The sequence below is a fragment of the Desulfarculus baarsii DSM 2075 genome (assembly GCF_000143965.1).
Taxonomy (GTDB): domain Bacteria; phylum Desulfobacterota; class Desulfarculia; order Desulfarculales; family Desulfarculaceae; genus Desulfarculus; species Desulfarculus baarsii.
In genome coordinates this window covers 2,001,152-2,012,783 of the sequence record NC_014365.1, presented here as the reverse complement: position 1 = coordinate 2,012,783, position 11,632 = coordinate 2,001,152, and the positions used below count along the sequence as shown (strand labels likewise).

12 protein-coding genes and 1 pseudogene are annotated in these 11,632 nt (G+C 63.3%); all 13 read left to right on the top strand.

What is annotated here, in order from left to right; all coding sequences use genetic code 11:
* Positions 1–71: 71 nt before the first annotated feature.
* The 13 genes and pseudogenes from DEBA_RS09020 (at position 72) to DEBA_RS08960 (ending at position 11,627) form a co-directional block, all read left to right on the top strand.
* Positions 72–620: a hypothetical protein gene (locus DEBA_RS09020; protein ID WP_013258616.1), complete on the top strand. Its 549-nt coding sequence runs from the start codon at positions 72–74 to the stop codon at positions 618–620.
* A gap of 12 nt (positions 621–632) precedes the next feature.
* Entirely contained in the window at positions 633–890 is a 258-nt protein-coding gene (locus DEBA_RS09015) for a hypothetical protein (protein ID WP_013258615.1), read from the top strand.
* A gap of 2 nt (positions 891–892) precedes the next feature.
* Entirely contained in the window at positions 893–2,422 is a 1,530-nt protein-coding gene (locus DEBA_RS09010; RefSeq protein WP_013258614.1) for a phage tail sheath C-terminal domain-containing protein, read from the top strand.
* A gap of 15 nt (positions 2,423–2,437) precedes the next feature.
* Positions 2,438–2,899, top strand: coding sequence for a phage tail protein (locus tag DEBA_RS09005; protein WP_013219051.1), 462 nt, complete (start codon positions 2,438–2,440; stop codon positions 2,897–2,899).
* A gap of 15 nt (positions 2,900–2,914) precedes the next feature.
* A complete protein-coding gene (locus DEBA_RS09000; protein WP_013258613.1) occupies positions 2,915–3,592 on the top strand; it encodes a T4 family baseplate hub assembly chaperone in 678 nt (225 codons plus the stop codon).
* 143 nt (positions 3,593–3,735) lie between these two features.
* Positions 3,736–4,935: pseudogene (locus DEBA_RS19040) on the top strand (phage tail tape measure protein); the annotation flags it as partial.
* 2,444 nt (positions 4,936–7,379) lie between these two features.
* The gene (locus tag DEBA_RS08990; protein ID WP_013219048.1) at positions 7,380–7,691 is read left to right on the top strand and encodes a DUF7768 domain-containing protein; all 312 of its coding nucleotides are present in this window, start codon (positions 7,380–7,382) and stop codon (positions 7,689–7,691) included.
* 3 nt (positions 7,692–7,694) lie between these two features.
* Positions 7,695–8,165, top strand: a complete 471-nt coding sequence (locus DEBA_RS08985; protein ID WP_011366981.1) for a CIS tube protein — start codon at positions 7,695–7,697, stop codon at positions 8,163–8,165.
* A complete protein-coding gene (locus tag DEBA_RS08980; protein WP_013258611.1) occupies positions 8,162–8,452 on the top strand; it encodes a LysM peptidoglycan-binding domain-containing protein in 291 nt (96 codons plus the stop codon). Before DEBA_RS08985 ends, DEBA_RS08980 begins: the two co-directional genes overlap by 4 nt.
* A 66-nt stretch (positions 8,453–8,518) precedes the next feature.
* Positions 8,519–9,802 (top strand): phage late control D family protein, encoded by a 1,284-nt coding sequence (locus DEBA_RS08975; RefSeq protein WP_013258610.1) that lies wholly within the window; start codon positions 8,519–8,521, stop codon positions 9,800–9,802.
* Positions 9,795–10,169 carry a YcbK family protein gene (locus DEBA_RS08970; RefSeq protein ID WP_013258609.1) on the top strand — a complete coding sequence of 125 codons (375 nt, stop codon included), beginning with the start codon at positions 9,795–9,797 and terminating at the stop codon, positions 10,167–10,169. The genes DEBA_RS08975 and DEBA_RS08970 overlap by 8 nt, the downstream gene beginning before the upstream one ends.
* Positions 10,166–10,585 carry a DUF1353 domain-containing protein gene (locus DEBA_RS08965; protein WP_013258608.1) on the top strand — a complete coding sequence of 140 codons (420 nt, stop codon included), beginning with the start codon at positions 10,166–10,168 and terminating at the stop codon, positions 10,583–10,585. Before DEBA_RS08970 ends, DEBA_RS08965 begins: the two co-directional genes overlap by 4 nt.
* Positions 10,578–11,627, top strand: coding sequence for a phage baseplate assembly protein V (locus DEBA_RS08960; protein WP_013258607.1), 1,050 nt, complete (start codon positions 10,578–10,580; stop codon positions 11,625–11,627). Before DEBA_RS08965 ends, DEBA_RS08960 begins: the two co-directional genes overlap by 8 nt.
* Positions 11,628–11,632: the final 5 nt, after the last annotated feature.

Below are 11,632 nucleotides of genomic sequence, written 5' to 3'. Positions count from 1 at the left end.
CCTCCGCTTTGAGCCTCCGACACATCGCCAGCGCTTCCGGTAAGTAACCAGGCAGAAAACGGAGGCGTCCCTTGAGCACGATACAGACCGTCACAGAAACCCTGATCCGCCTGGCCAAGCAGGCCATCCACCCGGACACCGTGCTGGTGTTCCCGGATGACCTGTTCGAGGTCCAGCGCACCCCCAGCGTCATCCTCCAGGGGCCGAAGCTGACAGAAGACCGTTTCCGCCGCAGCCAGAGCCGCCTGTTCGAGAAGAATGTCGCGGAGCTGAGTTTCGAGGAGTGCCGGTTTCCCCGGCTCTATCACCTCGATTTCGACCTGGTGGTAACCGTGGATCGGGAGGCCGAACTGCTCGGTTTTCACGAGTCGGTATCACGGTTCCTTCAGCTTCACCCGGAGATCGCCATCACCGACCAGGGCAGCCTGAACCTCACCGAGCTGGTTCCTCTGGGCGGTCTGGCCCGGGTGAACCTCTCCAACCTCCGGCAGAGCTCCGGACGCATCCGCATCGAATCCTGCCCGGTGTACGACGGCGACCTGCGCGACGGTCGGCTGATCCGGGACCGGACCTTCCAGTTTCACGGCGACGTGACAGAGCAACGAACCATTCAACCGTAAAGGAGAACAACCGTGATCGAGATCAGAAACCTGCAGTTCCAACCCCTGACGTTCAACCTCTCCGGCCAGGGAACCCTCCACCTCGGGCCGCGAGAACGCAAGAGCATCGCCCGCAAGGAACTCTCCGCCGAGATCAAGACCGCCGGAAAACGCGGCCTGGTGCGCATCACGGACCTGACCGGCGGCGCGGAACCGGAGCCGGGAAAGCCCACGGCGACCGAGGACGCCGGAACCGATGAGGCCAAGACCACCAGCAAGCGGAGGAAATAATCATGCCGACCTATCTATCGCCCGGGATTTACACCCGGGAAACGGACTTCAGTTTCTATGTGAAGCAGATCTCGACCTCGTCGGCCGCCATGGTCGGGGTGGCCGAGAAAGGCCCGATCAACAAGCCCGTGCTGGTAACGAGCTGGGAGCAGTTCATCAACCGTTTCGGCTCTTACATCAATGAGAGCTATCTGGCCTACGCCGCCCGGGCGTTTTTCGATAACGGCGGCTCGGTCCTCTACGTCACCCGCATCGCCCATCTCACCGACCCCACCGACCGGGACACGCTGACGGCGCTCAAGGCGTCCGTCGTCCTGCAGAACCGGGAGGCGACGCCCGCCGACGCCCTGCGGATCGAAGCCGTGAACGAAGGCGTCTGGGGCGACCGACTCTCCGTCTCCATCGAGGATGGCTCCCTTGATCCGGCCAACCATTTCAACCTGGTGGTCCGGCATAAAGGCGATGTGGTCGAGGTGTTCAAGGATCTGAGCATGGACGAGACGCTGCCCAACCATGTGGAACTGGCGATCAACGACCGTTCGGATTTCATCCTGGTCCAGGATCTGGCCGCAGCAATGGGAACGCCCGGCGACCGTCCGGCATTGGGCGTGTTCACGCTCAGCGGCGGCGACAACGGGCTGACCGATCTGGCCGATGCCGATTTCATCGGCGATCCCTCGCAGCATACCGGCCTCTATGGATTTGACGAGATCGACGCCCTGAACCTGCTGATGGTTCCCGGCGTCACCACGGTGCCGGTGATCAACGCCGGAATCGCCTATGCCGAGGGGCGCAAGGATCTGCTGTTCATCGCCGACACGCCCATGCACCTGGAGCCGCTCGAGGCGGTCGATTTCCGCAAGGGACAAGGGATGTACAGCCACGCGGCCTTCAACTCCTCCTACGCGGCGCTCTATTACCCCTGGTTGGAGATCAGCGATCCGGTCAACTCGCGCAAGAAGCTGGTGCCGCCCTGCGGCGCGGTGGCGGGCTGCATCGCCCGCAGCGACCAGAAGACCAACGTCTGGAACGCGCCCGCCGGTATCGACCGGGGCCGCATCTTCAACACGCTCTCCCTGGACTACAAGACCAGCCGTGGCGAGCGCGATGTGCTCTATCCGGAAGGGGTCAATGTCATCGCCGTGTTCCCCGACACCGGCATCAACATCTGGGGGCAGAAGACACTGCAGAGCCAGCCATCGGCCGTGGACCGCATCAACGTCCGCCGCCTGATGATGTACATGGAGGAAGCCATCTCGGAGTCCTCCCGCTTCGTGGTGTTCGAGCCGAACCATCCCCAGACCTGGCGTGCCCTCGGCCGCCTGATCAATCCCTTTCTGCAGGACATCAAGGACAAGGGCGGCCTCTATGACTTCGCCTTCCAGTGCGACGAAGAGACCAACACTCCGGCGGTCATCGACCGCAACGAGATGGTGGCCCGCGTGTTCGTCAAGCCGACCAAGACGGCGGAGTTCATCGAGCTGAACTTCATCCTGACCAGCACCGGCGCGGACTTCAAAGAAATCATCTAACGGGAGAACACGGCTATGAGAAGCGGAAATATGCCCAAAAGCCTTTATCAGAACTGGCAGTTCGCCATCGAGGTAAACGGCTTCGACGTGGCCCTGTTCCACAAGGGACAGGAGCCCAAAACCGAATTCGAGGAAGTGGCCTTCGCCCCGGCCGGTTCGATGTTCGACCAAAAGGTGGCGGGACGGGTCAAGTTCGAGGACATCACCCTCGAGAAAGGCGCACTGCAGGACGGCTCCGACGAGGCGGCCCGCGAATGGATCAAGAAACAGGTGGACGTGAACGCCGTCACCGGCGGCCTTCCCGCCGACTACATGCGCGACATCGACGTTGTCCGCTACGACCGCACCGGCAACGAGACCCGCCGCTGGACCCTGCACGGGGCCTGGGTGAAGGCGCTCGAATATGACGAGCTTGAGGGCGGCAACACCGAGAACACCATCGAGAAGCTCACCATCTGCTTCCAATACTGGACCTAAACCGGAGGATCGACCATGTACAGCTTTGAACTGCCAAGCGGCACTGAACTCGAGCTTCGGGAAATGACCGGGGCCGAGGAAGAACTGCTTACCAACCAGCGCCTGATCCGTTCCGGAGAGGCGATCAACCAGGTGCTCCGCAACTGTTTCGTCCGGCTGGGCGAGAAGACCGACCCCGATCTTTCCGAGGTGATGAACCTGCTCTCGGGTGACCGGTTGTTCGCCCTGGTCCGCCTGCGCCAGATTTCCCTCGGTGACGAGGTTGAACTGGAGCTGAGCTGCCCGAACAGCGCCTGCCGCATGACCAACTTCGTGACCGTCAATCTCGAGGATCTCAAGGTTACCCCCTACGGCGAGGAGCGCGAGTTCGCTTTCATGCTGCCCGGCTCGAAAAAAACCGTGCGCTTCGGATATCTCGACGGCCACAAGGAAAAGCGTTTGGCCAGCCTGCGCGAGCCCAACATCAGCTCGGCCATGCTCATCCGTATCCTCGACATCGACGGCAAGGCTCCCTCCAAGAAGAGCCTGGCGGAAATGTCGATGCGTGACCGCAACGCGCTGCGACAGGAGATGTCGCGGGTCGACGCGGGAATCGACACCTCGGTCGAAACCGAATGCGATGGCTGCGGCACCAAGATCCGCACCCGTCTGGAGGCAGAACCGGCTTTTTTGTTCCCCGGAGTTCGCTTGTAAGCGACGCATTCTTTCTCGCTTACGGCGGACTGCACTGGGGCTGGTCGGAAACCCGCTCGCTGCCGCTCAGGGTCCGGCGTCAGTTCGTCGAGGCCCTCGAGCGGCAGCTTGATTTTGAACGTGAGCAAACGGAACGGCGATAGATGAACGGCGATCTCGGACTGGGCATAGTGGTATCGATGAAGGATGCGTTCTCGCAGAACGCGCAGCGCATCCGTGGTTCCATGATGGACCTCGATTCCACCGTGGCGGATGCCAGCGAGCGGATGACCCGCAACCTAGACCGCATCCAGCAAGGGACCATGATGCTGGGGGCGGGACTGGCCCTGATGGCGGTGCCCGCCGCCCTGGTCGCCTCCACCGCCGCGACCCAGAAAGCCCTGGGCGAGCTGGCGTCCCTTGGCGTGCAGGACCTCCGGGCCATCGAGGACGCCGCAGAATCCTTCACCAACCAGTGGTCCGGTGCCGACAAGGCCGCTTTCATCACCGCCACCTACGACGTGAAATCGGCCCTGTCCAACCTCAGCGACGAGGCGGTGGGCGTCTTCACCTCCATGGCCGCCATGACGGCCAAGGCGACCAAGGCCACCACCCAGGAGATGGTTGGCACCTTCACCACGGCCTACGGGATCTTCAAGCCCATCATGGCCGACATGAACGACATGGAATGGGCGACCGCCTTTTCCGGAGCCATGGCGCAGACCGTGGCCTCGTTCAAGACCAACGGCACCCAGATGGCCGACGCCATCAAGAACATCGGCGCGGTGGCGGCCGCGAGCAACATTCCCCTGAACGAGCAGCTCGCCGTGCTCGGCCAGCTCCAGACCACCATGCCCGGCTCCGAGGCGGGCACGCTGTACAAGGCGTTCATCATGAAGGCGGCCGAGGCCGGTGACGAGCTTGGCCTGTCCTTCACCGACACCAGTGGCCGTCTCAAGGGCGTGGTTCCCATCCTGCAGGAGATCAAGCGCCAGTTCCCCGATCTCTCCAACGCCGCCGCCCAGGTGAAGCTGAAGAAGGCCTTCGGTTCCGACGAGGCGGTCAAGTTCCTGCTGCAGATGTCGGCGGGCATGGAGAGCCTCGAAGGCAATATCCAGTCGGTGGGCCGAGCCATGAAGACCGGCACGGCGGTCACCGAACAGATGGCCGACGCCATGAACCAGGACATCGGAGCCCGGTTTCTGCTCCTGCGCCAGCAGGTGGCCAACCTCAGCGAAATCCTGGGTCGCACTCTGCTACCGGTGGTCACCCCGATGATCAACGGTGTCTCCCGTTTCATTCTGTTCCTGCAACGCATGGCCAAGTCGATGCCGGGCGTGACCCGGGTGGTCCTGGGACTCTCCATGGCCCTCGGCACCATTCTGGTCGTGGCTGGAGCCGTCACCGCCGCAGTGGGCATGGTGGGACTCATGCTTCCAGCCATCAAGGCCGGGTTCGTGGCTATCAGCGCCGCGCTCGCCGGGGTGGGTTCGGCGGTTGCGACCTATTTCTTGCCCGTCACCGCGATCATCGCGGGCGTGATCTTGTCGGTGTATCTGCTCAAACGCGCCTGGGAAACCAACTTCGGCGGCATTCAGGAGATCATCACCGGGGCCTGGAACAAGGTCTCGCTGGTCTTCCAGGGGATCAGAGAGCTGGTGGGCTCTCTCAGCGGCGGCGTCGGGCAGATGTCGGCCGAACTGGCCCAGAAGCTCGAGTCCGCCGGGCTGTTGGGCTTCGTGGTCACCGTCTTCAAGGCCTATTACCGGGTTCGTCAGGCCATGGCCGGATTGTGGGGCGCGTTCTCCCATGCCTTTGGCCGCATCCGCGCCATCCTCGAACCGACCGTCCGCACCCTGATGAGTGCCTATGCGGCGCTGGCCAGCGCGGTCTTTTCGGTGGTGGAGATCTTCGGCGTGGCCGCCAGCGCCACCGATGGGTCGTCCTGGCGCACCTTCGGCACTGTTATCGGCACCGTCGCCGGTGTGCTTCTGCAGGGGCTGGCATTCGCGCTGAAGATCGTGGCCTGGAACCTGTCGCTCATCGTCCGAGCCCTGGCGGTGGTGGTGCGCAGCGTGGTCTGGGTCGGCAAGATCATCGTCGGGTCCCTGGTCGGAGCGGCCAAGTTCATCTACAAGTTCCTGTTGCCCGTGCGCATGATCGGCGAGGCCTTCGTGGCCGCCGGGAAGATCGTCTATGCGGTCTGGCAGGTGCTGACCGGCGACATCTCCCTGCTGGCCGGTCTCAAGGCCATTGGCGGCGCGGTCTACGATTTTCTTGCCACCCCGTTCCGCTGGGCGCGGGATGTTGTGGTCGGCGTCTGGAATTTCATTTCCGGGATCTTCACCTCCATCGGACGCCTGGTGGCCGACGCCGCCGGGCAGATCGGCCAGGCGATTCTGAATCTGCCGATCATCAGCACCCTGCGAGATCTGTTTGCCACCGTGCGCTCCTTCTTCGCCGGGGACACCACCTTTTTCGAGGCAGGCAAGAAGCTACTGATCACCCTGGGTGAAGGGATTTGGTCGGCGGTGACCTATCCCTTCACCATGCTCAAGAACGCCCTGGGCAAGCTGCGCAATCTGCTGCCGTTCTCCGACGCCCGCGAAGGACCGCTTGCCAGCCTGACCACCTCCGGTTCCGCGCTGCTCAAGACCCTCGCCGACGGCATGAGCCTTACCCAGACGCTGCCCGCGAAAGTGTTCGGCTTCGCCGCTCGCGGAATTCTTTCGGCCGCTGCGGGAGCGTGGCAGCAGATCAAAACGGCGGGCGGCAACCTCATGGACGCCGCCTCGGCTCCCTTCCGGATGGCTGAAAAACTCTGGGATGGGTTGACCTCTGGCGCTCAAACCGTCGCGGCCAAGGCTGGTACCATTTTCGGAGGTCTCAAACAATCCCTGTTTGGCGACACGCCCGAGCTGGCGATTAAACCGCCCCAAGCCAATACCTGGGACGCGCTGGCCACGGGAGCCGTCAATGTTCGCGACCGGATCGTTGCCACGCTGTCGGCCGTCCCCGGGGCTGTGGGCCGAATCTTTGCCAGTGCCGGTACCGAGGGGCAATCCATCTGGCAAAGGCTTTCCAGCGGCGCGAGCGCGGGCATTCAGGCGATCAAGGATCGCAGCGCCGGGATTGCCAACGGTTTGCTCTCCTCCGCTCGCGCCATGCTGGGAGTCCAGACCCCGGTCCCGCAGGTGGCCGAGCAGAAACAACCGCTCAAGACCGCGCAGCCCGCCGAATCGATTGGGCAACGCATCATCGAAAGCGTGCTCAGTCTCGTTCCGCGTCTGGACGAACGCCTGGTGCCCAAGGCCCTGAGCGCCATGCTGATGCTCCAGCCAGTCATGGCCACGGCCGCGCCACCCCCACAACCGATGAACGGCACCGTGCAGACCGTCGCGGCGGCCGTCGAGCCGGTAAGTAAGAGCTACATCCAGCCGTTTGCGGTGGAACCGGCACCGGAAATCGGAAGTGCTTCTCTGGCTCCGGCCGGGATTGAACGGTCCAAGACGGCCGCGCCGACTCCGATAGCGAAGCCCCTGCAATCGGGACTCGCCGAGACGGTGCCCTCCGAGCGTTTGATCGCTTCGGCCCGAACCGCTCCCGCGACACCCCTGCGCGGAGAGGACGCCGGTCAGGGGCTGCGCGAACTGCTGGAATCGCTGCTCTCGCGCCTCGATGGTCTGGCCGACCGCCCGGTGGAACTGAGCGTGACCACCAACATCGATGGCCGGAAGGTGGCCGAGGCAGTCTACAAGGATCTTCGGGAGCGGAAGATCAGAAACTACGAAACACTTTGAGAGGACCGATGAAACGCATCTTTGTATGCAGCCCGTTCGCGGGTGACATAGCCCGAAACGTGAAGGTCGCCGAGGCGCTTTGCCGACGGGTCATGAGAAACGGTCACGCGCCGTTCGCGCCGCACCTGTTGTATCCAACCTTTACCGATGACAGCGTTCCCGAGCAGCGGGAGACTGGCATCGCCTGCGGCCTGGCCTACATGGAATGTTGCGACGAGGTGTGGGCGTTCACCGGCAACGGCATTTCCAGCGGCATGCGGCTGGAACTCGACCGGGCCGGACAACTGGGCAAGCCGATCATCGAGATCGCCGAGGTGTAAGCAATGGCCTGGGATCAACAGCCCATCAAGGGATATCTGGTGGACGCCGACACGGGGGAGCGGCTCGAATTCCAGTACAACCCCAACTCCATCAGCGACGAGAAGTCGACCGACTATGCGACGATCAAAATCCCCGGCATGAGCCACCCGCGCTACCAGTACGTCGCCGGGGAGCCGCGCCGGATCGCCTTCAAAGTCGAGCTGTTTAAGGGGCCGGTCAAACAGAAGGTCGACTGGCTCCGCTCGCTGCAATATCCGGAACACGCCGGAACCATGCTCAAGAACGCGCCGCACCGTGTGCTGCTCATCTTCGGCGATCTCTACCCCGGCGTGACCTGCATCGTCCGGCAGGTGAAGGCGCGGTTCTTCGGCCTGTTCGACCGGGACAACCTGCTGCCGCAACGGGCCGAGGTGGACATCGTCCTCGAGGAATATGTGGACCGTTCCATCAACTGGTCGGAGGTACGTTCATGATCGGCCGCGATTCCCGATACGCCCGCTGCGTTCTCTACCGGGACAGTGACGGCACCTCCCTCGGCATGCGCCAGCGCATCGACACCACCCCCAGACACGACGACCGCCTGCACACCGTGGTCGAGGGCGACCGTCTGGATCTGCTCGCGCACCGCTATCTGGGTGACGCCCGGCTCTGGTGGATCATCTGCGACTACAACGATCTCTTTTTCCCGTTGGCGCTCGATCCGGGCCTGGCACTGCGCATTCCCTCCCGCGAACACGTCCAGATGCGCCTGCTTGACTGAAGCGTCCGACACCTCGCCATGCCTTCCGGTAAGTAAGCAGGGAACTGCGAACCGCCGGAGATACGCATGGACCTGGATACCTTCAAGCCGACATTTCTGATTCAGATCGAGGGGCAAGACCTCTCGAAGGACATTACCCAGGAGATCACCTCGTTCGTCTTCACCGACAACGAGGAGGAGCTGGATGTCCTCGAACTGTCGGTGACCGACCGCAACCTGCAGTTCGTCGACGATCCGCTGTTCCAGGAAGGCAACGAGATCGTGGCCCGCTTCGGCTACGTGGGGAACCTCTCTCCGCGCAAGAAGGCGGTCATCAAGGACATCGATTACGACTTCCCGGAAAACGGTGATCCGACCATCCGCATCAAGGCCTACGACAAGGGCTTCAAACTGGCGGGCAAAGAAAACCAGAAGGTCTGGCAGAAACCCGCTCCCGGCATCCTCTATTCGGAAATCGCCGAACAAGTCGCCGCCGCCAACAGCCTCACCCCGGTGGTCACGGCCACCAAGGGGACCCATCTCCGCGTCACCCAGAGCAACATCTCGGACGCCCAGTTCCTCAAGGAGCTGGCGGAAAAGGCCCGCGACCGCGATGGCGACGGCGTGAGCGGCTATGTCTTCTACATCCAGGACGACGAACTCCATTTCCATCCCCGCGAGCTCGACCAAACGCCGCTACTGACCCTCGAATATTTCACCGACACCAAGGGCCTGCTGCGCTCGTTCCGCCCCAGCACCCAATCCCAGGGAGCCAAGGGCGCGGGTGTCGAGACCAAGACGGTCGGCGTCGACCCGCGCAAGAAGGACGTGGTCGAGCACAAGGCCAACAACGCCACCACGCCCGAGCGGACGGCCCTGGGCAAGCAGACCTATCTGGTCGACGGCAACACCGGCGAAGGCAGCTTCAAGGAACAGGAGACGGGGCAGATCGTGCCTAGCTTCGACCGTTCCGAAGGCTTTCACGAAGAGCCGCGCCAGGAGCCCGCCCAGGACAGCGCCGAAGGCAAATTCCGCGAGGCCGAGCTGCGCCAGGTCGAGGCGGACGCCGCCACCATCGGCATTCCCCAGCTACGCGCCAAGAAGAACGTCGAGATCAAGGGCGTGGGCCGGAAGTTTTCTGGCATCTACTACTGCCACTCGGTGCGCCACAGCATCAGCGGCGCTGGCTATCTCTGCGAACTCAAACTCAAGAAGAACGCCCTCGGCAAGGGAGCGGGCGACAAGTCCGCCGAGTCCCAGGGCAAACCCAACGACAAGGAGGCCCCGCCCACGCCGCAAAACGAGCCGCCAGCCATGGTGACCATCGACGCGGATTCCGGCGCGGTCACACAAGGAGGCGGCAATGGGTGATCTCAGCAAGAATTTCAACCGTTCGGAATTCGCCTGCAAGGGCAAGAACTGCTGCGGCCATTCGGCTGCGGTCCATCCCGACCTGGTCGACGCCCTGCAGGCGTTGCGCGACCGCATCGGCAAACCGCTGTCCATTACCAGCGGCTTCCGTTGCAACCGGCACAATAAGGCGGTGGGTGGCGCGGAGCAGAGTTTCCACACGCTGGGCATGGCGGCCGACGTGAGCTGTCCCGCAGGTGTTTCGCCCGAGCAACTGGCGGTCATCGCCGAGGAAATTCCGCTCTTCCGCGAGGGCGGCATCGGCGTCTATGCCTCCTGGGTTCATCTCGACGTGCGCCGGTCGGGCAAGGCGAGGTGGCGGTCATGAGCACCGAAACCAAGACCCTGTTTTCCGGCACCGCGCTGGGTCTCTCCGGGCCGCTTCGGGTGGAGATACTTCCCAATGGAATGACCGCCAGGCTGACTCAGCCGTTCCGTGTCCGTACCGGCGCTGGCCGCATCATCGAAGTGCCCGCCGGGTTCGAGACCGACTTCGCCTCGGTGCCGCGCCTGTTCTGGCGCGTGGTGCCGCCCTGGGGGAGATATTCCCCGGCGGCCGTCGTTCACGACTACCTCTACCACACCGGCAAGGTCTCGCGGCTTGCTGCCGACCGCGTCTTTCTCGAACTGATGGCGGCCCTGGGCGTGCCTCTGTGGAAACGCCAAGTCATGTATTGGGCGGTTCGCCTTGGCGGCTGGCTGGCCTGGGACGCCAGTCGAAAACGGGAGACGGAGCATGCTTGAAACCCGCGACCGGCACTCCGAGGAGCGCTACCGCAACCGCTGGTACGGCAAGTACCGGGCCTTCGTGCGCGACAACAACGACCCCGAACGCCTCGGCCGGGTCCGCCTGGAAATCCCCGCCGTGCTCGGCAGCGGGCGTGAGAACTGGTCCGAATGGGCCGCGCCCTGTTTTCCCTACGGCGGCAACGACGACACCGGCATGTTCCTGGTCCCCGAGGAAGGAGCCTCGGTCTGGGCCGAGTTCGAGGGCGGCGTCGTCCAGCATCCGATCTGGACCGGGGTCTGGCTGGCCAAGAGCAATCCCGGTGAGCAGCCCGAGGAATCGAAGCGCACCTGCGCGAATGCCTTCTGCCATGACTGCGAGGACAAGGTCGAGCATCAGGCCAACCGGCACGACGATCTCGAACACAAGAAGTACCACGGCCATCCGCCGTATTACTGTCCGCGCCTGAAGGTCCTGCTCAAGACCGAAACCGGCCACACCATCCTGGCCGATGACCGCGACGGCGACGAACTGCTGCGGATCATAGACCGCGCCGGACAGATCCTCACCATGGAAGGGAAGGTGAAGCCGGAGATGCAGAGCGGCAACGCCCTGCGCCGAGGCACGAAGGACGCCGAGAAAGGCGACCAGATCGACATCGCCTCGCAGATCGTCGGCTCCCGTGCCCGCATCCAGCTCACCGACCTCTCCCGCCAGCAGGTGATCCTCGAAGCCTGGCAGGACAAGGAGAAGGTCCACATCCTCTCGTGCGACAAGGGCCGCTCCCGCTGGCAGAAGATCCTCATCGATACCACTAAGGGTCGGGAGAAGGTTCACATCTGGGGACTCAACGGCACCCAGGAAATCCTCGTCGATTCCACCGCCGCCGCCGAACAGATCCGGCTCACCGACAAGGCCGGTCAGGTAGTGCGCATGAACGCCGCGCCCGGCCAGGAGAGCATCAGCGCCACCGACAAGTCCGGCAGCCTCGTGTTCATGGATGGGGTGGCCGGAAACATCATCATTCGCTCGACGAACACCGTCTTGATCAACACCTGAAGGAA

Excerpts from the sequence above, each read along its gene's own strand:
- DEBA_RS09010 (WP_013258614.1), top strand. The coding sequence starts at position 893 with ATGCCGACCTATCTATCGCCCGGGATTTACACCCGGGAAACGGACTTC.
- DEBA_RS09005 (WP_013219051.1), top strand. The coding sequence starts at position 2,438 with ATGAGAAGCGGAAATATGCCCAAAAGCCTTTATCAGAACTGGCAGTTC.
- DEBA_RS09000 (WP_013258613.1), top strand. The coding sequence starts at position 2,915 with ATGTACAGCTTTGAACTGCCAAGCGGCACTGAACTCGAGCTTCGGGAA.
- DEBA_RS08990 (WP_013219048.1), top strand. The coding sequence starts at position 7,380 with ATGAAACGCATCTTTGTATGCAGCCCGTTCGCGGGTGACATAGCCCGA.
- DEBA_RS08985 (WP_011366981.1), top strand. The coding sequence starts at position 7,695 with ATGGCCTGGGATCAACAGCCCATCAAGGGATATCTGGTGGACGCCGAC.
- DEBA_RS08980 (WP_013258611.1), top strand. The coding sequence starts at position 8,162 with ATGATCGGCCGCGATTCCCGATACGCCCGCTGCGTTCTCTACCGGGAC.
- DEBA_RS08975 (WP_013258610.1), top strand. The coding sequence starts at position 8,519 with ATGGACCTGGATACCTTCAAGCCGACATTTCTGATTCAGATCGAGGGG.
- DEBA_RS08970 (WP_013258609.1), top strand. The coding sequence starts at position 9,795 with ATGGGTGATCTCAGCAAGAATTTCAACCGTTCGGAATTCGCCTGCAAG.
- DEBA_RS08965 (WP_013258608.1), top strand. The coding sequence starts at position 10,166 with ATGAGCACCGAAACCAAGACCCTGTTTTCCGGCACCGCGCTGGGTCTC.
- DEBA_RS08960 (WP_013258607.1), top strand. The coding sequence starts at position 10,578 with ATGCTTGAAACCCGCGACCGGCACTCCGAGGAGCGCTACCGCAACCGC.